The sequence below is a fragment of the Halorubrum ezzemoulense DSM 17463 genome (assembly GCF_002114285.1).
GTDB lineage: Archaea > Halobacteriota > Halobacteria > Halobacteriales > Haloferacaceae > Halorubrum > Halorubrum ezzemoulense.
The window spans coordinates 56177-78524 of sequence record NZ_NEDJ01000003.1 but is presented as its reverse complement, the minus strand read 5'-3'; the positions used below and the strand labels follow the sequence as shown (position 1 = coordinate 78524).

The 22348-nt window shown below is 71.7% G+C and carries 21 protein-coding genes and 1 pseudogene; 15 read left to right on the top strand and 7 right to left on the bottom strand.

Going from position 1 to position 22348, the window contains the following annotated elements; genetic code table 11:
• The first annotated feature begins 273 nt into the window (after positions 1–273).
• Complete coding sequence (locus B9H04_RS01855; RefSeq protein ID WP_085682399.1) at positions 274–1380, top strand: DUF1611 domain-containing protein; 1107 nt, start codon at positions 274–276, stop codon at positions 1378–1380.
• Positions 1377–2423, top strand: coding sequence for a dipeptide epimerase (locus B9H04_RS01850; protein WP_049930771.1), 1047 nt, complete (start codon positions 1377–1379; stop codon positions 2421–2423). The genes B9H04_RS01855 and B9H04_RS01850 overlap by 4 nt, the downstream gene beginning before the upstream one ends.
• Before the next feature lie 67 nt (positions 2424–2490).
• Here B9H04_RS01850 and B9H04_RS01845 read toward each other — a convergent pair whose 3' ends face one another.
• Positions 2491–3378 (bottom strand): PspA/IM30 family protein, encoded by an 888-nt coding sequence (locus tag B9H04_RS01845; RefSeq protein ID WP_049930773.1) that lies wholly within the window; start codon positions 3376–3378, stop codon positions 2491–2493.
• A gap of 175 nt (positions 3379–3553) precedes the next feature.
• Between B9H04_RS01845 and B9H04_RS01840 the strand changes: the two genes are divergently transcribed.
• Positions 3554–4525 carry a sugar phosphate isomerase/epimerase family protein gene (locus B9H04_RS01840; RefSeq protein ID WP_049930774.1) on the top strand — a complete coding sequence of 324 codons (972 nt, stop codon included), beginning with the start codon at positions 3554–3556 and terminating at the stop codon, positions 4523–4525.
• Positions 4526–4541: 16 nt separating this feature from the next.
• Positions 4542–5675 (top strand): annotated as a pseudogene (locus tag B9H04_RS01835) (Gfo/Idh/MocA family protein).
• Positions 5676–5720: 45 nt separating this feature from the next.
• Here the strand turns inward: B9H04_RS01835 and B9H04_RS01830 are convergent.
• Positions 5721–6188, bottom strand: a complete 468-nt coding sequence (locus B9H04_RS01830; protein ID WP_049930779.1) for a type IV pilin — start codon at positions 6186–6188, stop codon at positions 5721–5723.
• Positions 6189–6390: 202 nt separating this feature from the next.
• Here B9H04_RS01830 and B9H04_RS01825 point away from each other — a divergent pair, with 202 nt between their 5' ends.
• Positions 6391–7002, top strand: coding sequence for a YIP1 family protein (locus B9H04_RS01825; RefSeq protein WP_049930781.1), 612 nt, complete (start codon positions 6391–6393; stop codon positions 7000–7002).
• 108 nt (positions 7003–7110) lie between these two features.
• Entirely contained in the window at positions 7111–9300 is a 2190-nt protein-coding gene (locus B9H04_RS01820) for a DHH family phosphoesterase (RefSeq protein ID WP_049930783.1), read from the top strand.
• A gap of 36 nt (positions 9301–9336) precedes the next feature.
• On the opposite strand, the gene fer is transcribed toward B9H04_RS01820, so the two are convergent.
• Positions 9337–9990 carry a ferredoxin Fer gene (gene fer, locus B9H04_RS01815; RefSeq protein WP_049930784.1) on the bottom strand — a complete coding sequence of 218 codons (654 nt, stop codon included), beginning with the start codon at positions 9988–9990 and terminating at the stop codon, positions 9337–9339.
• 153 nt (positions 9991–10143) lie between these two features.
• On the opposite strand from fer, the gene fen reads away from it, so the two are divergent.
• The 4 genes from fen to gcvPB all read left to right on the top strand — a co-directional run bounded on the left by fen (position 10144) and on the right by gcvPB (position 14598).
• Positions 10144–11121, top strand: a complete 978-nt coding sequence (fen, locus tag B9H04_RS01810; protein WP_049930785.1) for a flap endonuclease-1 — start codon at positions 10144–10146, stop codon at positions 11119–11121.
• 197 nt (positions 11122–11318) lie between these two features.
• Positions 11319–11702 carry a glycine cleavage system protein GcvH gene (gene gcvH, locus B9H04_RS01805; RefSeq protein WP_049930786.1) on the top strand — a complete coding sequence of 128 codons (384 nt, stop codon included), beginning with the start codon at positions 11319–11321 and terminating at the stop codon, positions 11700–11702.
• A 137-nt stretch (positions 11703–11839) separates the two neighbouring features.
• Positions 11840–13168: an aminomethyl-transferring glycine dehydrogenase subunit GcvPA gene (gcvPA, locus tag B9H04_RS01800; RefSeq protein ID WP_049930787.1), complete on the top strand. Its 1329-nt coding sequence runs from the start codon at positions 11840–11842 to the stop codon at positions 13166–13168.
• A complete protein-coding gene (gene gcvPB, locus B9H04_RS01795; protein WP_049930789.1) occupies positions 13168–14598 on the top strand; it encodes an aminomethyl-transferring glycine dehydrogenase subunit GcvPB in 1431 nt (476 codons plus the stop codon). Before gcvPA ends, gcvPB begins: the two co-directional genes overlap by 1 nt.
• Positions 14599–14667: 69 nt before the next feature.
• On the opposite strand, the gene B9H04_RS01790 is transcribed toward gcvPB, so the two are convergent.
• Positions 14668–15414 (bottom strand): helix-turn-helix domain-containing protein, encoded by a 747-nt coding sequence (locus B9H04_RS01790; protein ID WP_049931049.1) that lies wholly within the window; start codon positions 15412–15414, stop codon positions 14668–14670.
• 267 nt (positions 15415–15681) lie between these two features.
• Here B9H04_RS01790 and B9H04_RS01785 point away from each other — a divergent pair, with 267 nt between their 5' ends.
• Entirely contained in the window at positions 15682–16920 is a 1239-nt protein-coding gene (locus B9H04_RS01785) for a threonine synthase (protein WP_049930791.1), read from the top strand.
• 36 nt (positions 16921–16956) lie between these two features.
• Here B9H04_RS01785 and B9H04_RS01780 read toward each other — a convergent pair whose 3' ends face one another.
• Positions 16957–17433 carry a cupin domain-containing protein gene (locus tag B9H04_RS01780; RefSeq protein WP_085682398.1) on the bottom strand — a complete coding sequence of 159 codons (477 nt, stop codon included), beginning with the start codon at positions 17431–17433 and terminating at the stop codon, positions 16957–16959.
• Between the two features lie 155 nt (positions 17434–17588).
• On the opposite strand from B9H04_RS01780, the gene B9H04_RS01775 reads away from it, so the two are divergent.
• From B9H04_RS01775 to B9H04_RS01765, 3 genes are all read left to right on the top strand, one after another.
• The gene (locus tag B9H04_RS01775) at positions 17589–18515 is read left to right on the top strand and encodes an NADP-dependent phosphogluconate dehydrogenase (protein ID WP_049930795.1); all 927 of its coding nucleotides are present in this window, start codon (positions 17589–17591) and stop codon (positions 18513–18515) included.
• A 144-nt stretch (positions 18516–18659) separates the two neighbouring features.
• On the top strand, positions 18660–19004 hold the full coding sequence (locus tag B9H04_RS01770; protein WP_049930796.1) for a DUF5802 family protein: 345 nt from the start codon (positions 18660–18662) through the stop codon (positions 19002–19004).
• A gap of 223 nt (positions 19005–19227) precedes the next feature.
• Complete coding sequence (locus tag B9H04_RS01765) at positions 19228–20013, top strand: TSUP family transporter (RefSeq protein WP_049930798.1); 786 nt, start codon at positions 19228–19230, stop codon at positions 20011–20013.
• A 36-nt stretch (positions 20014–20049) separates the two neighbouring features.
• Here the strand turns inward: B9H04_RS01765 and B9H04_RS01760 are convergent, their stop codons facing one another.
• Both B9H04_RS01760 and B9H04_RS01755 read right to left on the bottom strand, forming a co-directional pair.
• A complete protein-coding gene (locus tag B9H04_RS01760; protein ID WP_049930800.1) occupies positions 20050–20580 on the bottom strand; it encodes a PH domain-containing protein in 531 nt (176 codons plus the stop codon).
• The gene (locus B9H04_RS01755; RefSeq protein WP_049930801.1) at positions 20577–21230 is read right to left on the bottom strand and encodes a PH domain-containing protein; all 654 of its coding nucleotides are present in this window, start codon (positions 21228–21230) and stop codon (positions 20577–20579) included. The genes B9H04_RS01760 and B9H04_RS01755 overlap by 4 nt, the downstream gene beginning before the upstream one ends.
• Positions 21231–21435: 205 nt before the next feature.
• Between B9H04_RS01755 and B9H04_RS01750 the strand changes: the two genes are divergently transcribed.
• Positions 21436–22344, top strand: coding sequence for a Vms1/Ankzf1 family peptidyl-tRNA hydrolase (locus tag B9H04_RS01750; protein WP_049930803.1), 909 nt, complete (start codon positions 21436–21438; stop codon positions 22342–22344).
• The last annotated feature ends 4 nt before the right edge of the window (positions 22345–22348 follow it).

Sequence of the window (22348 nt, the reverse complement as noted above, 5' to 3'; positions counted from 1 at the left end):
CGCCCGCCTCGCGACTGCCCCTTCGAGTCCCGTCCCGCACCGCGACCGCACCTCACACCTCCCCAGCCTCGTCGACCGGCCGGAGCAACGCGGAGGGCGGTCGACTCCAGCGAGGGACCGAAGGTCCCTCTGGCAGCCGGCGCTACGCGCCGGCGACCTCGCGCGTGCGACTCGCGCCCTTCGGGCGCTCGTCGGCACGCGCCACCGCGGTTCGTTCGTATCGCTTGGCCGGCCCTCGACTCTTTTAAGAACGCGGGGGGCGAGCGAGCCACCATGGACCACGAGCGGATCGCCGTCCTCGCCCACGAGAAGTTCCCCGACCGCGCGAAGACCGCGCTCGGCGTGCTGCGCTACGGCGACCAAGACGTCCGGGCCGTCCTCGACCGCGACCGCGCCGGCGACCGCGTGAGCGATCACGTCGCGGACGTGGGGGACGCGCCGATCGTCGCGTCGTTCGAGGAGGCGCACGCGGCGGCCGACGGCGACCTCGACGCCTTGTACATCGGAATCGCGCCGATCGGCGGCGGCTTCGACGAGTCGTGGCGGTCGGACGTCGAGGCCGCGATCGAGGCGGGCTGTGACGTGGTGAGCGGTCTCCACTACTTCCTGAACGAGGACGAGGAGCTGGCCGCGCTCGCGGACGACCACGGTGTCGACCTCGTCGACGTGCGCGAGCCGGACGACGACCTCACGGTCGCGACGGGCGCGTCCGGCGACGTGGACGCCGACGTGCTGCTCACTGTCGGGACCGACTGCTCGGTCGGGAAGATGACCGCCTCGCTGGAGATCGTCGCGGCCGCCCGCGAGCGCGGCATCGACGCCGCGTTCGTCCCGACCGGCCAGACCGGGATCATGATCGCCGGCTGGGGGAACCCGATCGACCGCGTCGTCTCCGACTTCGCCGCCGGCGCGGTCGAGGACATGCTCGCCGAGGTCGGCGACGACCACGACCTCCTCGTCGTCGAGGGGCAGGGGAGCATCGTCCACCCCGCCTACTCGGCGGTCACCTGCGGTATCCTCCACGGGTCGATGGCCGACGGGCTCGTCCTCTGTCACGCCGCGGGCCGCGAGGTCGTCCACGGTTACGAGGAGTTCGCCCTCCCGCCGCTCGCCGACTACGTCGACCTCTACCAGGACTTGGCGGCGCCCGTCCACGAGGCGAGCGTCGTCGCGGGGGCGGTGAACACGAAGACCATCGACGAGGACGAGGCGGCCGCCGAGGCGGTCGCCGCGTTCGCCGACGAGACCGGGGGTCCCGCGAGCGACCCGGTACGCCACGGCGCGGACGCCGTCGTCGACGCCGCCCTCGACGCCGGACTGGGCGCGGTCGACGCCGCGGACGCCGACTCGGAGGTCGACGGGGAGGAAGCGGCCGAATGAGCCTCGACACCGAGTTCGAGCGGGTGTCGCTGCCGCTCGAGAACGCGTTCACCATCTCGCGGGGGACGCAGACGGCGGCCGAGAACGTGGTCGTCCGCGTGACGGACGACGCGGGGATGACCGGGGTCGGCGGCGCGGCGCCGTCGACCCACTACGGCGAGACGGCCGACACGGTCGCGGCGGTCATGCCGGACCTCCTCGACGCCGTCGAGCGCGTCGGCGAGCCCCACGCAGTCCGCGAGATCGAGACCGAGCTGCGGGCGGTCGTGAACGGGAACCCCGCCGCCCGCTGTGCCGTCTCGATCGCCGTCCACGACCTCGCCGCGAAGCGGCTCGGCGTCCCCCTCCACCGCCTGTGGGGGCTCGACCCGAGCGACGCGCCGAAGACGTCGTTCACCGTCGGACTCGACGAGACCGACCGCGTCCGCGAGAAGGCCGCCGACGCCGTCGCGGCGGGCCACGACGTGTTGAAGCTTAAGCTCGGGACCGACCGCGACCGCGAGCTGGTCGACGCCGTCCGCGAGGCGGCGCCCGACGCGCGGCTCCGGGTCGACGCGAACGAGGCGTGGACGCCGAAGGAGGCGGTCGCGAAGAGCGCGTGGCTCGCCGACCGCGACGTGGAGTTCGTCGAGCAGCCCGTCTCGGCCGACGACCCCGAGGGGCTCCGGTACGTCTACGAGCGGTCGGAACTCCCGATCGCCGCCGACGAGTCCTGCGTGACCGCGGCGGACGTGCCCGCGATCGCCGACCGCTGCGACATCGCGAACCTGAAGCTGATGAAGGCCGGGAGCCTGTCCGAGGCCCGGCGGGTGATCGCCGCCGCGCGAGCGCACGGGCTGGAGGTGATGTGCGGCTGTATGATCGAGTCGAACGCCTCCATCGCGGCCGCCGCGCAGCTCGCGCCACTCCTCGATTACGCCGATATCGACGGGTCGCTGCTGCTCGACGACGACCCGTACGAGGGTATCGACCTCCCGGACGGTGAGATCCGGCTCGCCGATCAGGACCGCGCGGGGACCGGCGCGCGCCCGGCGTCGGAGTGAACCGAGTCTGAGGCGGGGACGAGAGGGACGGGGACCGCGGGGACCGAGCGCAGATCTGCTGGGGACCTCAGTTCCGCTTCTCGTCGGCTTGAGACTCCGACTCCTCTAGCTCAACGTCGAGCTCCTCGTCGAGGTCGGCGTTCGCATCACCGTCAAGATCGCTCTCTAAGTCGTCGGCGTCGATCTCCGACTCGATGTCCTCCAGTTCGGCGTCGACGTCCTCGTCGCTGACGGCGGCGTCGCCGTTCGACGACTCGCCCTTGCCGAGCTCGCCCTTCAGCGTCTCCAGCTCGGCGTCGACCTCGCTGTTCGTCGAGAGGCTCTCCAGCTCGCGGTCGATGCTGTCCTTGTCGGAGAGCGCGTCTTCGAACGCGCCGGAGTCCTCCAGCTCGTCCATCGCCTCCGAGCGCGCCTCCATCTCCTCGGTGCGCTCCTCGGCGCGCTCGATGGAGCGGCTCACGTCCTCCATCTCGTCGCCGACGCCCGTCATCGCCTCGGAGACGCGGGTGGACGCCTCGGCCGCCTCGTAGCGGGCCTTCATCGTCTCCTTCTTGGTGCGGAACTCCTCGATGCGGTTCTGGAGCTTGTTCTTCTTCTCGACGAGCTGCTCTTGGGTGTTGTTCAGGTCGGCGATCTGCCCTTCGAGCTCCTCGATCTGGGTCATCTTCGACTTCTTCTTCTCGAGGGCCTTGCGCGCGAGGTCGTCGCGGTCCTGCTGGACCGCCTCGCGAGCCTGTCGGTTGTGCTTCTCGACGTTCTCCTCGAGCTTGCGCTTCTGGATCTCCAGGCGCTTCTTCTGGGTCGTCAGGTCGGCGATCCCCTGTTTGACATCTTGGAGTTCGTCGCGCATCTGTTCGTACGAGTAGTCGAGCGATTCCGTCGGGTCCTCCGCCCGGTTGAGGAGGGCGTTCACCTTCGAGCGGACGACGTAGGAGGCGCGCGAGAGGATTCCCATACCACATCGTACGCGTTCCACCCGTTAAAACCTCATGCGGTTCGCGGCGCCAGCGCGGGCAACGCGCCGGAGACACCGCCGTCGTCGTCGCCGACGCGCGCCGGCCGCGGCGGCCGAGCGCCCCCGCGGCGGCGCTTCCTGAACACTTATTCGTGACGTTCGTGTAGCCTCGGCCATGGACATCGGCGTGTTGACGGTCCCACTGGGCGGCGAACCGCTCGACGACGCGGCCGCGTACCTCGACGGCATCGGCGTCGACGCCGTCGAACTCGGTGTCGGCGGCTGGCCCGGCGAGGACCACGTCGACCGCGAAGCGCTCCTCGACGACCCGGCCGGGAGAGAGGAGCTGCTCTCGCTGCTCGACGACCGCGGGCTGCGGATCTCGGCGCTGGCGACGCACAACAACCCGCTCCACCCCAGCGAGGAGCGGGCCGCGGCGGCCGACCGCGAGCTGCGCGAGGCGATCGAGTTAGCCGACCTGCTCGGCGTCGACACGGTCACCTGCTTCTCCGGGCTCCCGGCGGGCGCGCCCGGCGACTCAACGCCGAACTGGGTCACGGCGCCGTGGCCGACCGAACACGCCGACGCGCTCGACTACCAGTGGGATGAGGTCGCGATCCCGTACTGGCGCGACGTGGCGGCCCACGCCGACCACCACGGGGTCGACGTGGCTATCGAGATGCACCCGAACATGCTGGTCTACGAGCCGACCGGACTGGTCGCGCTGCGGGAGGCGACGAACGACCGGATCGGCGCCAACTTCGATCCCTCGCACCTCTACTGGCAGGGGATCGACGTGACGGAGGCGATCCGGTTCCTCGGCGAGCGCGACGCGATCCACCACGTCCACGCGAAGGACACGAAGGTGTACGAGGCCGAGAGCCGCGTGAAGGGCGTGCTCGACACGACGAGCTACGCCGACACCGCAGACCGCTCGTGGCTGTTCCGTTCGATCGGCTACGGCCACGGCGAGGAACACTGGAAGGACGTGGTCTCGACGCTCCGGCTGGTCGACTACGAGGGCGCGCTCTCCATCGAACACGAGGACGCGCTCACCTCCTCGCGCGAGGGATTAGAGAAGGCGGTCGACGTGTTGGACCGGGCGGTGTTCGAGACGGAACCGGGCGACGCGTACTGGGCGGAGTGAGGCGGGGGAGGATCCGATGACACGAGAACCACTGAAGATCGGCGTACTGGGGTATCGCTTCATGGGCAGGGCGCACGCGAACGCTATGGCGCGGCTCCCGATGTTCTTTCCGGACGCGCCCGAAATCGAGCGGCACACGCTCGTCGGGCGCGACGAGGCGGCGCTCGCGGACGCGGCCGACCGGTTCGGCTTCGCGCACACCGCGACCGACTGGGAGGCTGCGATAGACGAGGTGGACGTCTTCTACAACCTCGGACCGAACCACGTCCACGCCGAGCCGTCTATCGCGGCCCTTGAGGCCGGGGTGCCGGTGCTCTGTGAGAAGCCGCTCGCGCCGACGCTGGAGGAGGCGGCAGCGATGCGCGACGCGGCGGCCGCGACCGACGTGACCAGCGGCACCGCGTTCAACTATCGGTTCGTCCCCGCGATCTGCCACGCGAAGCGGCTGATCGAGGACGGCGCGCTGGGCGAGATCCGGCAGGTCCGCGGGCGCTACCTCCAGGACTGGCTCGTCGACCCCGAGGCGCCGTGGGCGTGGCGGATGGACGCCGACATGGCGGGATCGGGCGCACTCGGCGACCTCGGCGCGCACACGCTCGACCTCGCGCGGTTTCTCGTCGGCGACCGCGTCGGCGAGTTCGAGCGCGTCGCTGGACAGTTGACGACGTTCGTCGACGAGCGCCCCGTCCACGACGAGGACGGCGGGGTCGCCGAGTACCGCGACGTGACCGTCGACGACGCGTACAGCGCGCAGGTCGAGTACGAGTCGGGCGCGACCGGAACCTTCGAGGCGAGCCGGGTCGCCGAGGGGCACAAGAACGACCACACAATCGCGGTCCACGGGACAAAGGGGAGCCTGAAGTTCTCCGTAGAGCGGCTCAACGAGTGAGAGGTGCTGCGCGAGGGGAACCGCGGCTACGAGACGGTGTTGGTCACCGAGGAGTCGGACCCGTACGTCGACCGTTGGTGGCCCCCCGGCCACGTGATCGGGTGGGAGCACACGTTCGTCCATGAGAACTACGAGTTCCTCTCGGCGGTCGCCGAGGGCGAGTCGTTCGAGCCGTCGTTTGCGGACGGCTACGAGGTCCAGCGCGTGCTCGCGGCGATCGAGCGGGCCGACGAGCGCGGCGAGCGTGTTCCGGTCGAGTGAGGGCTCCGCCTCAGCGTTGAGCGCGACCTCGACACCGAACCGACCTCAGACTCCGACGCCGCCGCCCGGCGTGCTGCCGCCGTTCTCCTCGCTCCACTCCTCTATCGCGGAGTCCTCGCCGTTGTACCTTCCGAGCGTCTCCCGGGTGTCGAACGCGACCGGCTCCCAGACGACCTCGAAGTTCTCGTTACCGGTCGCGTTCGGGACTGGGACCCGATCGCCCGGCCGGACGACGCCGTCGCCGGGCCACGCGCCGAACTGGACGTTCCCGTCCGGGTCCTCGCCGCGGACGTACAGCTCCTCGGCCGGGACCGGCTCGGGCCCGAGCGCGACGACGACGAGCTCGCCGCCCTCCTGTCGCCCCTCGAACTCGGCGTCGGGCGGGGCGACGCCGTCGATGAGGCCGAACACCGCCGCGCCGACGATGGCGAGCAGCAGCACGACGACCCCGACGAGCAGTCCGGTCCCCGCCAGCGGGGTGAACCCTCGCTCGTCGTCTCGGAACGCCACCATTCGGCTGTCACTCCGACACCGCCGATATAAGGGTTTGCGCACCGCGTATCAGCCCTGATAAGAATGAGGCGGTGTGGGGCCCGGCTCGGGGCGGACGCGTGGCTGAACCAGCCACCGACGCGGGGTCGAACTGCCCACCGACTCGGGATCGAACCGGAAACGGGTTATTCCGCGCGGCCGAACTCCGACCGTGACGACTCGGATGAGCGACTCGGCGGGCGGACGCCCCCGCGGTCCGCGAGGGATCGCGCGCACCTGGGTCGAGGTCCTCGTTCGCCCGCGGCGGGCGTTCGCGAACGGGATTACGCCCGGGGACCAGGCTCCGGCGCTGACGTTCGCGGTCGCGGTCGCCGCCGCGTTCACGCTCGGCCTGATCGCGACCGACTCCGGAGCGGTGCCCGTCGTCGTCCCCTCCTCGCGGCTCCTCTCGGACCTCGTCGTCTTCCTCGTCGCGGTCGCGCTGGCGGCGCCGGTCGGCCTCCACCTGACCGCCGCGGTCGCGACCGTCTCTGTCGTGGTCGCGAGCGTCGAGGTCGCCGACGGGAGCTTCTCGCTGCGCGACCGCGGCGGCGTGAGCGAGACGGTCCAGGTCGTCGCGTACGCGAGTTCGCCGATGGCGCTGGCCGGCCCGGCGATACCCGAACTCAGAGTCCTCTGCGGCGCGTACGCGGCGGTGCTGCTGTTCGTCGGGTTCCGCGCGGTTCACGGGCTGGGCGCGGTCCGGACGGTTGCGGCCGCGATCCCGCCCGCCGCGCTCGGGTACGGCGTCGGCTACCGCGTCGTGGCGGCGGGACGAACGCTGCTCGGCGCCTGACGCGTCGGGCCGTCGCGGCGTGACGACCGCGAACCCGCCGCGCTCCGATCGAGTCGCCGAGCCGGCTTTCGACAACCGTTTTAGGCCCGAGACTCTCGGTGTACTCAAATGGGATCCTGTATCATCTGTGGCACCGACGTCGGGGGCGGTCGCGTCTGCGACTCGCACCAAGAAGACGTCGCGTTCGACTTCCGCGGCGACTCTCCCGACGATCTGGTTCCGAGCCGCTTCTACCGGGGCGTCGTCGACGGATACGCCGAGTTCGGCGTGTTCGTCGACCTCGCGCCGGGCGTCACCGGACTGCTCCACCGCTCCGAGCTCGACCGTCGCCTCGACAGCCTCGACTGGGAGCCGGGCGACGACGTGTTCGTCCAAGTGAAAGGCGTCCGCGACAACGGGAACGTCGACCTCGGCTGGTCGATTCGACAGGCCGACCGCGAGTTCCGCGGCGTCCTCGTACAAGAGCCCTCCGGCGAGCACCTCCCCGACGAGGCGTCGGGCGACGACGTCGAAGAGTCCGAAGCCGACGACGACGCTGGCGCCGCGGAGTCCGCAGACGAGGACGAGACGGAAGCCGACGCGGAACCCGAGGCGCCGAGCGAGGAGGCCGAAGAGGCCGATGCGGAGCCGAGTGAGTCCCAATCGACGGACGCTCCTGAAGCGGATGCGGCCGCGGACGAGGGCGTCGGATCGGACGACGCGGACGCGTCGGAGGAGCCCACGTCCGAGACGACCGCAGAAGACGAGGCGTCCGCGGAGACAGACACGGACGAGTCTGACGTGGACGAACCGGAGCCCGAGCGCGTGTCGATCACGTCGCTCGGCGACGCGATCGGAGACTCGGTCCGGATCGAGGGCGAGGTCGTCGGCGTCCGCCAGACCGGCGGCCCGACGGTGTTCGAGGTCAGCGACGCGACGGGCGCCGTCGACGTGGCCGCGTTCGTCGAGCCCGGCGTCCGGGCGCACCCGGACGTGGAGGTCGGCGACGCGGTGCGGGTCGACGGGGAGGTCGAGAGCCACCGCGGCGACGTTCAGGTCGAGTCCGAGGCGCTCGTCCTCCTCGACGGCGAGGACGCCGAAACGGTCCGCCGCCGCCTCGCCGAGGCCCTCACCGACGAGGCGCGCCCCGAGGGGCTCCAGCCGCTGGCCGGCGACGAGACCGTCGCCGAGCTCGCTGACGACCTGCTCGACGCCGCTGAGGCGGTCCGCCGCGCGGTCCTCGAATCGCGCCCGATCGTCGTGCGCCACCCGGCGACCGCCGACGGCTACGTCGCGGGCGCCGCGGTCGAGCGCGCCGTCCTCCCGCTGATCCGCGACGAGCACGCGAAGAGCGACGCGGAGTACCACTACTTCACCCGCCGCCCGCTCGACGAGCCGGTGTACGGGATGGACGCGGCCACCAACGACGCGACGCGGATGCTCCAAGACCGCGACCGCCACGACGAGAAGCTCCCGCTCTTCCTCCTCGTCGGCGCCGGATCGACGACCGAGTCCGCCGACGGCATCGACCTGCTGTCGGTGTACGGGGTCGACGCGGTCGTCGTCGACGCCGCGGTCGCCGACCCCGAGACGCGGGACGCGGTCGACACGCTCGTCTCGCCGGAGCTGGCCGACGCCGACGGCGACGAGACGCTCTCGACGGGCGCGCTCGTCGCCTCGCTCGCGTCGGCGATCAACGACGGGGTCCGCGCCGACCTGCGACACTTGCCGGCCGTGAGCTACTGGGCGGACGCCCCCGATCGGTACGTCGACCTCGCGCGCGACGCGGGCTACGACGCCGAGCGCGTCGCCGAGCTCCGCGAGGCGGTCGCGCTGGAGGCGTACTACCAGTCGTACCAGGACAAGCGTGAGCTGATCGCCGACCTCCTGTTCTCGGACGGCGGCGACCTCGCGGCGCACGTCTCCGAGCAGTTCCGGGAGAAGCTGGAGGCCGAGGTCGAGACCGCGGACGCGAACGTCGTGACCGAGGCGGTCGACGGCGTCGAGTTCGCCCTGCTCGACACCGACGGCTACACCCACCGGTACGACTTCCCGCCGACGCCCCTCCTCCTCGACGACCTCCACCGGCGCCGCGCCGACGGCGAGCCGTTCGCGACGGTCGGCGTCGGCACCGACGAGCTGTACGTGCGCACGACCGCGGACGTCTCCGTCCGCGACGTTGCCGACCGCGCGGCCGAGCTCGCGCCGGGCGCGGACATCGCCACCGCCGGCGTCCGCGAGGGGAAGATAGAGTTCCTCTCCGGCGAGCGCGACGCGGTCGAGGACGCCGTCGTCGCCGCCGTCTCCGAGTCGTTCTGAGGCGTCACGCGGTCAGCTTTTTCGGACGCGGCGGAGTCAGCGACGCGTGAACGGCCCGGGCGGGAGGATGAGGTCGTCGAGCTCGGGACGCTGTTTCACGTTGAACACGACTGACAGCTCGTCGGTCAGCGGGTAACCGTTACAGGAGAGCCGGAACCCCCGCTCGGCGAGGTCGTCGGGCATGATGTGGTCGGTCGGCTGCGAGAGCTCGCCCTCGGCGAGGTACACCGCGCAGTTCGCGCAGGCGCCGCCGCGACAGGAGAAGGGCCACGCGAAGCCGCTGCGCTCGGCCGCCTCAAGCAGACTCTCGTCCGCGTGGACGAGCAGGCGACCGTGGGCGTCGGGGCCGAGGTCGGCGTGGGCGGCCTTCCGGAACAGCTCGTCGTCCTCGAGCGACCAGCCGTAGTCGACGACCGCCTCGTAGTCGAGGAACTCGACGCGGGTCGACCGCGGCTCGCGCGCGTCGTCGCCCTCGGTGAGGTCGACGTCAGCCGGGTCGGTCCCGTCGCCCGCGTCGCCGTTCCCGTCGCGTTCGGACAGCTCGCGGTAGGCTCGGCGGACGAGCTGGAACTCCTCGATCGAGCCGCCCTGGTCCGGGTGCGCACGCTTCACGCGCTCGCGGTAGGCCCGTTCGACCGCCTCGTCGTCGGCGTCCTCGTCGACCTCCAACACCTCGAACGGGGAAACCATTCAGACGCCTCGCCGTACGCGCGTGACGCACATAAACTGCCCAGAAGTCGGCAGGCGGATCGCGGCGGGAGCCGAAGCGACTGCGGGCCGCGAACCGCCGCCGGTCCCCCCGACCCGTCAGCGTTTAACAGCGACGCGCCCCACTGACGGGTAATGGGAAACGCCGACTTGCGCGACCTCGCGTCGATCCGCGACGCGCCCTTCGCGGAGATCGAGGGGGGCGTCGTCGCCGTCGACGCGCACAACTGGCTGTACCGGTACCTCACGACGACGGTGAAGTGGACAAGCGACGAGAAGTACACCACCGCCGACGGCGTCGAGGTCGCGAACCTGATCGGGGTCGTTCAGGGGCTTCCGAAGTTCTTCGAGCACGACCTGATCCCGGTGATGGTGTTCGACGGCGCGGTCACCGACCTGAAGGCCGACGAGGTAGCGGAGCGCCGCGAGAAGCGCGAGGCGGCCGAGGAACGCCGGGCAGCCGCCGAGGAGCGCGGGGACGCCGTCGAGGCCGCGCGCTTGGAGGCGCGCACGCAGCGGCTCACGGACACGATACAGGAGACGACCCGCGAGCTGCTGGGACTGCTCGACGTGCCCGTCGTCGAGGCGCCCGCGGAGGGGGAAGCGCAGTGCGCGCACATGGCCGCGACGGGGACGGTGGACCACGCCGGCAGCGAGGACTACGACACGCTGCTGTTCGGCGCGCCGACGACGCTCCGTCAGCTGACGAGCAAGGGCGACCCGGAGCTGATGGACCTGTCGGCGACCCTGGAGGACCTCGGCCTCGACCGGCAGGGGCTCGTCGACGTCGCGATGCTCTGTGGCACCGACTTCAACGAGGGGGTCCGCGGGGTCGGGCCGAAGACGGCGGTGAAGGCGATCGCGGAACACGGCGATCTGTGGGGGGTCCTCGACGCCCGGGACGCCGAGATCCCGAACGCCGAGGCGATCCGGGAGCTGTTCATGGACCCGCCGGCCGAGGACATCGCGGTCGACGCCGACGTGAACCCGGACGTCGAGGCCGCCCGCGAGTACGTCGTCGACGAGTGGGGCGTCGCCGCGGGCGAGGTCGAGCGGGGGTTCGAGCGCATCGCCGAGTCGCAGGTCCAGACCGGGCTCGATCGGTGGACCTGACGGGGCGCCGAGGCGGGTGACGGAGGAGCTCGGACGCCGGGGTCGAGGTGGTTCAGACGCCGGGACCGATCCGGCGCTCCGGGCCGCCGTTCCCCGGCTCGACCGCCGCGAACACACCTTTTATTTCCTCGTCGTCAGAAGGATGATTCACACGTGTCGCGGACCGGAACCCGATCGGACCGCGGCGACCCCGACAAATGAGCTTCGACGTTCCCGACGACAGACGGTACTTGGAATCGCACGAGTGGGCGACGACCGGCGGCGACACCGTTCGGATCGGCGTCTCCGACTTCGCGCAGGACGAGCTCGGCGACGTAGTGTTCGTCGAGCTCCCCGAGGTCGGCGACGAGGTCTCCGCCGGCGAGTCGTTCGGCGTCGTCGAGTCGATCAAGGCGGTGTCGGACCTGTACGCGCCCGTCTCGGGCGAGGTCGTCGCGGTCAACGAAGCCCTGTTCGACCGCCCCGAACTCGTCAACGAGGACCCGTACGGCGAGGGGTGGATGCTCGAGGTCGACCCGGCTGAGGGCGGCGACGCCGATGGGACTCTCGGCGCCGACGAGTACGACCAGCAGATCGCTTGACCGCGCCGACCCGGATCCGACGACGGACATTCGACACCGCACCCGATCATGACAACGCAACGTTTCGACCGACGAGCCGCGAACCGAGGAGCGAACGACGGCCGGGCGACGGCCCGGGGACGCGGGGGAGCGACCAGATGAGCCGGGCCAACGGCACCCCGTACGCACCGCACACGGACGAGGAGACCGCGGCGATGCTGGCGGCGATCGGCGTCGAGGACGAGGAGGCCCTGTTCGACATCCCCGACCCGGTCGCCTTCGACGGTGACTTCGGCATCGAGCCGCGGACGGAACGCGAGATCCGCGACGAGTGCGCGCGGATCTTCGCGCGCAACGACGACCTCACGGAGTTCCTCGGCCGGGGGCACTACGGCCACTACGTGCCGAGCGTCGTCGACCACCTCGCCGACCGCGCGGAGTTCCTCACGAGCTACACCCAGTACCAGCCGGAGGTGTCGCAGGGGTTCCTCCAGGCGCTCTTCGAGTACCAGTCGATGCTCGTCGAGCTGACCGGGCTCGACGTCGCGAACTGCTCGATGTACGACGCCGCGACCGCGCTCGGCGAGGCCGCGACGCTGGCGGACCGCGTCCGCTCGACATCGGGCGACGTGGTCCTCGTGCCCGAGCAGCTCCGCGAGGGGAAGCGGGCGGTACTGGAGAACTACTGCGACGGCGCCGACATGACCGTCGAGACGTACCCGATGGCGGACGGCACGGCCGACGTCGACGCGCTCGCGGACCGCGCGGGCGACGATGTCGTGATGCTGTACGCCGAGAGCCCGACGGTGCGGGGCTGCCTCGAAGAGCGGCTCGCGGCGATCGGCGACCTCGCCGACGAGACCGGCGCGCTGTTCGCGCTCGGCTCCGACGTCGTCGCGCTGTCGGTGCTCGAATCGCCCGCGTCGGTCGGCGCCGACGTGGTCGTCGGCGAGGCCGGTTCGCTCGGCCTGCCGACCAGCTACGGGATGGGGCTCGGCATCTTCGCCTGCCGCGACGACTTCCTTCGGCAGGTCCCCGGTCGGCTCGTCGGGGCGAGCGAGGACGCGAACGGCGACCGCGCGTACACGCTGACGCTCCAGACGCGCGAGCAGCACATCCGCAAGGAGCGCGCCACATCGAACATCTGTACGAACCAGGCGTGGGTCGCGCTCCGGGCGGCGATCCACGCGGCGACGCTGGGGCCCGACGGCCTCGTCGACCTCGCGAACGACTGCGTCCGCGACGCCGAGGCGCTGGCGGCCCGGATCGAAGGCCTGTCGGGCGCGACCGCCCCCGTCCACGACCGTCACCACTTCCGCGAGTTCGTGGTCCACGTCGACCAGCCGGCCCCGGCGGTCGCCGAGGACCTGGAGGCCGAGGGGTTCGCGGTCCACGCGATCGACGACCACCTGCTTCAGGTGTGCGTCACTGACCTGAACGCGGAACGGACGGACGGGCTCGTCGCGGCCTTCGAGGAGGTGCTCTGATGATCCACGACCAAGCGAACTACGAGCGAGACGGCGAGGACGTCCGGGAGCCGCTGCTCTCGGAGAAGGGGCAAGCGACCGTCGACGTGCGCGAGGACTCCCCGCTGCCGGACGACCTGACCCGCGAGGAGCTGACGCTGCCGAACCCCTCGGAGCCGGAGACGGCGCGCCACTACACCCGGCTCTCGCAGATGAACTGGGCCATCGACGCGGGGCCGTACCCGCTGGGGAGCTGTACGATGAAGTACAACCCCAAGTTCACCGAGGACGTGGCGGCCGACCCGAACGCCGCCGTCCACCCCGACCGCTCCGCGCGCTCCGCGCAGGGGAACCTCGAACTCCAGTACCGGCTCCAGGAGGCGCTCGCCGACATCGGGGGGATGGACGCCGTCACGCTCCAGCCGCCCGCGGGCGCGGCGGGCGAACTGACTGGGATCCTCGTCACGAAGGCGTATCACGAGCACCACGGCAACGACCGCTCGGAGGTCGTGATCCCGGCGTCGGCCCACGGGACGAACTTCGCGACAGCGGCGACCGCCGGCTACGAGGTGGTCGAACTGCCCTCCGGCGAGGACGGGCGCGTCGACCTCGAGGCCTTGGAGGCGGCCGTCGGCGACGACACCGCCGCGCTGATGCTCACGAACCCGAACACGGTGGGCCTCTTCGAGCGCGACATCACCGAGATCGCGGAGATCGTCCACGACGCCGGCGGCCTGCTCTACTACGACGGCGCGAACCTCAACGCGCTGCTCGGCCGCGGCCGGCCCGGCGACATGGGGTTCGACGTGATGCACTACAACGTCCACAAGACGTTCGCGACGCCGCACGGCGGCGGCGGTCCCGGCGCCGGCCCGGTCGGCGTCGTCGACGAACTGGCGCCGTTCCTCCCGACGCCGCGGGTCCGCGAGGCCGAGACGGGGCCGGGGTACGAGCGCTTCGAGCCGGACCGCACGATCGGCCGGGTCCACGGCTTCGCCGGCAACTGGCTCGTGCTGATCAAGGCGTACGCGTACGTCGCCCGCCTGGGCGACGAGGGGCTCGCCGACGCGGCGGCGAAGGCCGTCCTCAACGCGAACTACCTCGCCGAGCGGATCGACCTCGACGTTCCCTTCGGCCCGTTCCACCACGAGTTCGCGGCGACCGCGGGCGACCGCGACGCGGCCGACGTGGCGAAGCGAATGCTCGATTTCGGCGTCCACCCGCCGACGACGAAGTGGCCGGAGATGGTCCCCGAGGCGATGCTGACCGAGCCGACGGAGATCGAGGGGCAGTCCTCGCTCGACGACCTCGCCGAGGCGTTCAACCTCGCGTACGCGGACACCGGCGAGGCGCTCGACGCGGCGCCGAACCGGACCGCCGCCGCGCGGATCGACCAGGTCGGCGCCGCGCGGGACCCGCGGCTCTCGTGGCAGGCGCTCGACGGGGAATAGCACGCTCGCACACACGCGAACCGACCGGCCGACCCGCGGCCCGGTCGCTCCGGGCCCGTCGACGCAGAACTAGTCGGCGTCGAGCTTGTCGGCGTCGGGCTCGTCGGCCTCAAGCGAGGCCGCCCCGGGGGGCGCGCGCTTCGCCGTTGGCCAGCCCTCGGCGTCCGACGGCGAGTCGAACGGCCCCTCGCCGTCGACGAACCGGCGCATCACCCGTCCCTCGGCGCGGTGGAGCGTCTCGCTGCACGTCGACTTCGCGATCCCGTTCGCCTCGGCCAGCTCCGTGAGCGTACACCGCCGCGGGGTGTCGTAGTAGCCCCTCTCGACCGCCGCGAAGACGAGGTCGCGCTGCGCCTCGGTGAGCGTCCGATCCGGCTCGTCGCCCCCGGTCGCGGCGACGCCGACCGTCATCCCGTCGTCTGCGAGCCGACGCCCGAACGCTTCGATCCGGTCCCGATCGCCGACGACCGTCACCGTGGCGCGGCCGTCGGCGACCTCGACCGTCGACTCGATGGGGAGGCCGACCGCCCGCGCCGCGGGGAGGTAGACGGGGGCGCGGCCGACCACGCGGAGCGTGCGAACGTCGCCGCGGCGCTCGACCGCCGTCACGCGCGCGACGCGCTCGTGGCCCCGGACCATGTTCTCCACGCGGTCCCTGTCGGTGCCGGCGACGCGAACGGTCGCCGCGGTCTCCGGAGCGTCGCCGTCGACGGCGATCGTCTCCGCGATCCGGAGCGTCGCCGCGGGGACGCCCCGCGACGCGTCGGCGAGCCACGACCCGGCCGGGAGGCCCAACCGGAGCACCGTCCGACTCATCGCTTCCACCTCGCTCCACCCCACGGACCCGCCGTCCGGGCGGTCGCTGGTACACGCATCTCCCGAGGGAGTACCGTCCCGACTCCCCTCCGCCTACCGCTTCATACGTTGCGGACCTAAGTACCCCGGGCAGAGGCGGGCGGACCGCGGGCCGCCTCGCTCGCCGAAACGTGACCGTCTCGGTCGCCGAAGCGAGGCCGCTCCGGTGGTCGGGCCGACACCGCCGCGACCGCAGCACCGAAGGCCCCGGCGCCCGAGCGCGCTGGCATGGAGACCACGGACGCGTTCGTCGGCCTGACCTGCGTCGACTGCGGGGAGACGTTCGACGCGGAGGCGGCGACCCACCGGTGTCCCGACTGCGACGGCATCCTCGACCCGACGTACGACTACGACCGCGTCGGGCTCACGCCGGAGACGCTCGACGCCCGCCCCGACGGGTCGATGTGGCGGTACGACGAGCTCCTCCCGTTCCCCGCTGAGACCGCGGTGTCGCTCGGCGAGGGGGCCACCCCGCTCGTGGAGTGTCCCGGGCTGGCGGACGCGATGGGCGTGGGGCGGGTCTTGTTGAAAGACGAGGGCGCGAACCCGACGGGGACGTTCAAAGACCGGGGGCAGGCGGCCGCGATGACGGCGGCGCGCGAGCACGGCGCAAGCGAGGTCGCCCTGAACAGCGCGGGCAACGCGGGGCAGGCGGCAGCGGCGTACGCGGCCCGCGCAGACCTCGACGCGCACGTGTTCCTCCCCTCGCGGGCGGGGTTCACCCAGAAGGCGATGACCGAGGTTCACGGCGCGGACCTGACCGTTACCGACCCGGTGGACGGCAGCTCCCAGATCGGCGACGCCGGAGCAGCGTACGCCGACGCGATGGCTGACAACCCGGAGTGGTACTCGACGAAGACGTTCGTCACGCCGTACCGCCACGAGGGAAAGAAGACGATGGCACTGGAGCTGCTGGCACAGCTCGACTGGGAAGCCCCCGAAGCGGTCGTCTACCCGACCGGCGGCGGCGTCGGGCTGGTCGGGATGCACAAGGCCGCCCGGGAGGCGAGAGAGCTGGGGTGGACCGACGAACTGGTCCCGATGTACGCCGCGCAGGCCGCGGGCTGCGCCCCGGTCGTCCGCGCCTACGAGTCCGGGGCGGACCGCCACGAGCCGCTCGCGGACGACGAGGTCGACACTGCGTGCAACGGGATCGCGATCCCGGATCCGGGCGCGAGTCACCTCATCTTGGAGGCGGTCCGCGAGTCCGACGGCGGTGCGGTGGCAACGACCGACCGGGAGATCCTCGACGCCGCGGTCGACGTGGCTCGCACGGAGGGGCTCGAGGTGGGCGCGACCTGCGCGGCCGCCGTCTCGGGGGCGTTCGCGCTCGCGGAATCTGGCGAGTTCGGTCCCGACGACACCGTCGTCCTGCTGAACACCGGCGCGGGCAACAAGGACGTGGACGCGCTGCGCGCGCACCTCGGAGAGCGAGAGGCGGCGGCCGCCGAGCGCGACGGAGTCTGAACTCTCGGGCACCTGAGTTCCCAGTCGCCGGAGCGGCTACATCTCCCAGTAGTCGACCGCGTCGTCGATCTCGTGGTAGCCGGACAAGGAGCGCTCGTCGCGGCCGCCGGGCGGCGACCCGACGAAGACGCCGAACGTCTCCGAATCGGGGTACACCGTCACGTCCGGCTCGGTCATCGTCGACAGCGCGAGGTAGCGCACGGGGTCGTCGCCCTCGTTGACGACGCGGTGCGCGCCCGACTCGTCGGCGGCGAAGGCGACGTAGTCGCCGGCCGCGATCTCTTCCGTCTCTCCCCCGTGGCGGCGCGTGGCCTCGCCCGCGAGGACGTAGAGCGCCTCCTCGTTGGCGGTGCGGTAGTGGTACGGCCACGACTGCGCCCCGGCGGGGAGCTCGTAGAGGCTACAGCCGATCGCCTCGCCGTCGGCCGCTTCGGCCAGTTGCTTCCGGCGGAATCGGGTCCCGCCGCGGTCCGTCTCGCTCCAGTCGAGGTCGCCTTCGTTGACGCGTCCCATGACCCCGGCACTCCGCGGGAGCTAAAAACGGTTCGGGAGACCGCATTCCCGCTCGTCGACGACGGCAGCCCGAGGCCGAGATCGGCTACTGACCCGGGCCCGGGGTCGCCCGGCGAACCGGAACCACTACGGCCGGGCCCCGCCACGCCTCGCGCATGGAACTCGGGGTCATCGGACTCGGGCGGATGGGGCAGATCGTCGCGAACCGGTCGCTGTCGGCGGGCCACGACGTGGTCGCGTTCGACCTCTCGGCGGAGGCGACCGCGGAGGCGGCCGAGAACGGCGCGGAGCCCGCAGATTCGCTCGCGGACCTCTGCGACCGGCTGGACCGGTCCGGCGGCGACGAGGACGCCGGCAAGCGGATCTGGCTGATGGTGCCCGCGGGCGACGCTGTCGACGCCACGCTCGCGGACCTAGAACCGTACCTCGACGGTGACGACGTGGTCGTCGACGGCGGCAACTCCCACTTCGAGGCGTCCACGCGGCGCGCCGCGGATACCGACGCCGCATACCTCGACTGCGGCACCTCCGGCGGCCCCGCGAGCGCGGAGGCGGGCTTCTCGCTGATGGTCGGCGGTCCGGCGTGGGCCTACGAGGCGATGGTACCTGTGTTCGACGCGGTGGCGACCGGACCGGACGGCCACGACCGCATGGGCGAGTCCGGGTCGGGCCACTACGTGAAGATGGTCCACAACGGCGTCGAGTACGCCCTGATGCAGGCGTACGGCGAGGGGTTCGAGCTCCTCGCCGACGGGCGCTACGACCTCGACATGGAGTCGGTGGCGCGCACGTGGAACAACGGCGCGGTGATCCGGTCGTGGCTCTTGGAGCTCTGCGAGGAGGCGTTCCGCGAGGAGGGATCGGAGCTCGGCGACGTGGCGGACCACGTCGCGGGCGGCTCGACGGGGACGTGGACCGTCGAGGAGGCGCTCGAACAGGAGGTCCCGGTGCCGATCATCTACCAGGCGCTCGCGGAGCGGTTCGACTCGCGCAACGAGGGCCGCTTCTCGCGACGGCTCGCGAACCGACTCCGGTACGGGTTCGGTCGCCACGAGGTCGCGCGGCGGTCGGACGAGGAGTGAGGGCGAGCACCCCGCGGACCGCTCGGTCACGGCGCGCTTGAGGACGCTGACTGAGAACCGGGCGCGTTCCGTCCCCGATTATCAGGGCCGGTCACGGCCGAGAAACACTTATGTATGGTCGTGGTAGGTGTTGACACGCATAGAATGTTCGAGCGATTCTCGAGCGGCTACTACCTGGGGGAACTGTACGTGGAACCCCATGACGGCGAGCGCGCCGTCATCCGGCGGGCGGACCACGAACACGTCAACGAGCAGCTGTACGCGGACGGGGACGGCGTCGAGCGACTCGACGCCCCGCTCGTCATGAAAGTCGACGGCGGCCACATCCCGGTCGGCGGCGACGACGACGTACCGAGCGGCACGCTCGCGATTCCGCAGGGACTCGCCGACGAGACGCTCCCGGACCGGCGGAACGTGCTGTTGGCGGACGCGGACCGCGCCGAGACGCTCCTCCGCTGGGAGGGGTGGGAGCCGTTCGTGAACGCGTAGGACGCCGCCGCGTGTCTGAGGGAGTCGCGAACGGCGAAGGCCGCGGCGGTAGCGCCCGGAGACCGATAGGGGCGGGCCCGCGCGTCGAGTCGAACTGCGCGTGGGACCGACCGGCATAGCGACCGCGTAGGCGGGAAATGGTTCGATGTCGGGCCGCGGACGCCGCCGGAGCCGCCCGATCGGGCACTCGTGTTATTATGCCGGTCCGGCTCGTGTCGAACGTATGGCGCTCGCGCTCTCGGCCGAGCTGGTTGCGACCGTCGCGGTCGTCGTCGCGGTCGCGGGCGCCGTCAACGGGGTCGCGGGGTTCGGCTTCGCGGTCGTGGGGACGACGGTGCTCGCGTCGACGCTCGACCCGGCGGCCGCCGTCGCGTTCATGATCGTCCCGATGTTCGCGGTGAACGTCGCCCTCGTCGGAGAGCTCACGCGCGAGGAACTGCGGACCTGCGGAGCCCGGTTCGCACCGCTGCTCGTGGCCGCGCTCGTCGGCACCCTCGCGGGGATGGCGCTGCTCGATCGCCTCCCGGCGGCTCCCCTGCGCGTCCTGCTCGGCGTCGTCTCGCTCGGGTTCGTGGCGACCGCGCAGCGCGCGGTCGCGCTCCCGTCGCTGCCGACTTCGGCCGACCGCGAGCGCGCCGAAGGCCCGCTCGTCATGGGGGTCGTGGGCGTCGTCTCCGGCGTCCTGTTCGGCGCGACGAACGTCGGCGTCCAGCTGGTCGCGTTCGTCCGGAGCTTCGACCTCTCGCACGGGGTGTTCGTCGGCGTCGTGGCGCTGGTGTTCGTCGGGATCAACGGCCTTCGCGTCGGGGCCGCGGGCGCGCTCGGACTCTACCCGGACGCCGCGTTCGCGCTCGCGTCGGCCGCCGCCGCGGTCCCTGCGGTCGCCGGCGTCGCCGTCGGGACTCGCCTCCGAGACCGCGTGAGCGAGCGGCTCCGGCGCGGCCTCGTCCTCGGCCTCCTCACGGTCATCGGGCTCCGGCTGATACTCGGCGGCGCGGGCGTCGCCTGACCGGTGTCGCCGTCGCTCCGCCGGAGTCGCCGCCGGTCAGTCGACTGCGGCCTCGATGTCGCGGACGACAGACAGCACCGCCCGCCACTGCTCGACCGTCCCGGGCGGCTCGCGGTCGACGGTCCCGGTCCGGTCGGTGATCGACCGTCGGACCGCCTGCGGGTCGTTGATCCGGCGGAGCTCGAGGTCCGGCCCGCCGGCGACTTCGATCGTGACCGTGCCGTACCCGAACGCGGAACCGGTCACCGATTGACTGTACGCCGTGTTCTGTACCTGTGCCAGCCCGACGCGGCGGACCTTTCGGCCGAGCACGCCGCGTTTCGACCAGATCGCTCGAGTCGTGACCACGTAGTCGGTCCGTGTGACGCGGAGCAGTTCCCAGCCGGCGATGCCGACGCCCAGCGGGCTCGCCGCGGCGATGCGCGGGTCGACCGCGGCCGCCGCGAGGAGCGCGACGGCGACGGTCGCGACGCCGACGACGCCCCCGCCGAGCGCCGCCGACAGCCGCGGGCGACCCGTCCACACGACGGTCTCGTCGTCGTGCCGAAACCACCAGTCGCCGGTCATCGGTCCTCGCACGCCGTCTCCGACGCGGTCCGCTCGGCGCCGACGTCCTCGCCGGTCGCGGTCGGCGTCTCGGCGTCGCCGCCGGCACCGTCGTCGGTGACCGCGGAGCGGATCGCGCGAAGTTCGACGAGGATCTCGGCGAGCACGTCGTCGGCGTCGCCGTCGCCGTCGGCGCTGTCCCGCTTTCCGGCGTCGATCTCCCTGGCGATCAGCTCCTGGACCGACGCCGGGTCCGGAATGCTCCGGAACCGTAGCTCGACGCCGGAGCCGCCGGCGGTGCTGACCTCGACCGACCCGTACCCGAGCGACGAACCGATGGCCGACTGCGAGTAGGAGATGTTCTGTACCTTCTCGAACCCGATCTGTTTCACGTCCCGGGAGAGGATGCCCCGCTTGCTGTAGAGCCCCTTGTTCGTGACGACGTAGTTCGTGTTCTTGTACTGGAGGTAGCTCGCGGCGACGATCGGGATCCCGACGAGGACGAGCGACAGGGGAACGCCGACGAGAAGCGCCGGGACGACGCTGTACCTGTGCGGCGTGCTCGCCCAGCGGATCTCCTCGTCGTCGTCGAGCGACAGCCAGTCGAGGTCGAGGTCGGCGGTGACGCCGTTGCCGGTCTTCGGTTCCTCCTGGAGGGACGGAGACAACATATCCCCCGAAGCGTCGGGAGACGCTAAAACGGTGGCGGAGGCGCACCGATCGGGTCACGCGCGAAGCGGACGACGTGAACGCGGCGACGAACGGTCGCGCGGGAGACGGCGGCGGACGGTGGCGCGACGCGCGGACGGCCCGGAGAGCGGCGTCCGTCTCCGCCGCAGACGCACCTTTTACGTCGCGGCGGGTCGCGAATTCGGTATGATCGACAGGCTGCTCGGGCGCGCCGAGCTGAAGGAGCGCATCGAGGAGTTGGAGGAGGAGAAGCGTCACCTCGAACGCCGCGCCGAGGCCGAGGAGGAGCGGCGGTCCGACGCGGTCGCCGACCGGCAGCGCGCCGAGGAGCGCGTGAACGAGCTCGAACACCGGATCGAGTCGTTAGAGGAGCGGCTGGAGCGCGCCGAGGGGACGGAGGAGACGGTCGAGTTCCGCCGCGTGAGCGACCGCAGCGGCTCGCGGCTGACGGACGCGCTCGAGCGGTTCCGGGCCGTCGAGAGCGACGACCCGGAGGGGTTGCTCACGGCGTATGTGCCGGACGCAGACGCGGTCCCCGCGACCGTGTCGGACTGGCTCGGCGACCGGACGGCGCTCGTCCGGCGGGCCGCGCCCGCGGTCGTCCTCGCCGACGACACGGGCGCGGTGAGCGCCGCGCTGACGCCGCCGGTCGAACCCGAACCGTTCGACCGGTGGAGCGACCGGTTCCGGCTCGACGACGCGTGGTTCCGCCCGACCGGCCGGTTCGCGTTCGCCGTGGTCCGCTCGGACACCTTCGCGGTCGGCACCTACGAGGGCGACGAGCGGGTCGCTTTCGAGGGGTTCACCACCGACGTGAAGGAGGCACACTCGAAGGGCGGCTTCTCGCAGGGGCGATTCGAGCGCCGCCGGGAGGGGCAGATCGACGACCACCTCGACCGGGCCGACGAGGCGCTCGCCGCGGTCGCCGCGGGAGAGGACCTCGACCGCGTGATCGTCGTCGGCGAGCGCAGCGTGCTGGGCCGGGTTCGGGACCGCGCCGACGTCACCGACGTGTCGGACGCAACCGGCAAGCCGAAGGGAGCGCTCGACGACGCGTTCCGCGACTTCTGGCGGGTGCGGATTCGTGCGATCTGAACCG

Bases quoted from the DNA above. Each gene is read 5' to 3' on its own strand.
- gcvPA (WP_049930787.1), top strand. From the start codon at position 11,840: ATGAGCCGGGCCAACGGCACCCCGTACGCACCGCACACGGACGAGGAG.
- B9H04_RS01750 (WP_049930803.1), top strand. From the start codon at position 21,436: ATGATCGACAGGCTGCTCGGGCGCGCCGAGCTGAAGGAGCGCATCGAG.
- B9H04_RS01760 (WP_049930800.1), bottom strand. From the start codon at position 20,580: ATGACCGGCGACTGGTGGTTTCGGCACGACGACGAGACCGTCGTGTGG.
- fer (WP_049930784.1), bottom strand. From the start codon at position 9,990: ATGGTTTCCCCGTTCGAGGTGTTGGAGGTCGACGAGGACGCCGACGAC.
- B9H04_RS01755 (WP_049930801.1), bottom strand. From the start codon at position 21,230: ATGTTGTCTCCGTCCCTCCAGGAGGAACCGAAGACCGGCAACGGCGTC.
- gcvH (WP_049930786.1), top strand. From the start codon at position 11,319: ATGAGCTTCGACGTTCCCGACGACAGACGGTACTTGGAATCGCACGAG.
- B9H04_RS01780 (WP_085682398.1), bottom strand. From the start codon at position 17,433: ATGGGACGCGTCAACGAAGGCGACCTCGACTGGAGCGAGACGGACCGC.
- gcvPB (WP_049930789.1), top strand. From the start codon at position 13,168: ATGATCCACGACCAAGCGAACTACGAGCGAGACGGCGAGGACGTCCGG.
- B9H04_RS01845 (WP_049930773.1), bottom strand. From the start codon at position 3,378: ATGGGAATCCTCTCGCGCGCCTCCTACGTCGTCCGCTCGAAGGTGAAC.
- B9H04_RS01830 (WP_049930779.1), bottom strand. From the start codon at position 6,188: ATGGTGGCGTTCCGAGACGACGAGCGAGGGTTCACCCCGCTGGCGGGG.
- B9H04_RS01855 (WP_085682399.1), top strand. From the start codon at position 274: ATGGACCACGAGCGGATCGCCGTCCTCGCCCACGAGAAGTTCCCCGAC.
- B9H04_RS01820 (WP_049930783.1), top strand. From the start codon at position 7,111: ATGGGATCCTGTATCATCTGTGGCACCGACGTCGGGGGCGGTCGCGTC.
- B9H04_RS01825 (WP_049930781.1), top strand. From the start codon at position 6,391: ATGAGCGACTCGGCGGGCGGACGCCCCCGCGGTCCGCGAGGGATCGCG.
- B9H04_RS01785 (WP_049930791.1), top strand. From the start codon at position 15,682: ATGGAGACCACGGACGCGTTCGTCGGCCTGACCTGCGTCGACTGCGGG.
- fen (WP_049930785.1), top strand. From the start codon at position 10,144: ATGGGAAACGCCGACTTGCGCGACCTCGCGTCGATCCGCGACGCGCCC.
- B9H04_RS01765 (WP_049930798.1), top strand. From the start codon at position 19,228: ATGGCGCTCGCGCTCTCGGCCGAGCTGGTTGCGACCGTCGCGGTCGTC.
- B9H04_RS01850 (WP_049930771.1), top strand. From the start codon at position 1,377: ATGAGCCTCGACACCGAGTTCGAGCGGGTGTCGCTGCCGCTCGAGAAC.
- B9H04_RS01775 (WP_049930795.1), top strand. From the start codon at position 17,589: ATGGAACTCGGGGTCATCGGACTCGGGCGGATGGGGCAGATCGTCGCG.
- B9H04_RS01790 (WP_049931049.1), bottom strand. From the start codon at position 15,414: ATGAGTCGGACGGTGCTCCGGTTGGGCCTCCCGGCCGGGTCGTGGCTC.
- B9H04_RS01770 (WP_049930796.1), top strand. From the start codon at position 18,660: ATGTTCGAGCGATTCTCGAGCGGCTACTACCTGGGGGAACTGTACGTG.
- B9H04_RS01840 (WP_049930774.1), top strand. From the start codon at position 3,554: ATGGACATCGGCGTGTTGACGGTCCCACTGGGCGGCGAACCGCTCGAC.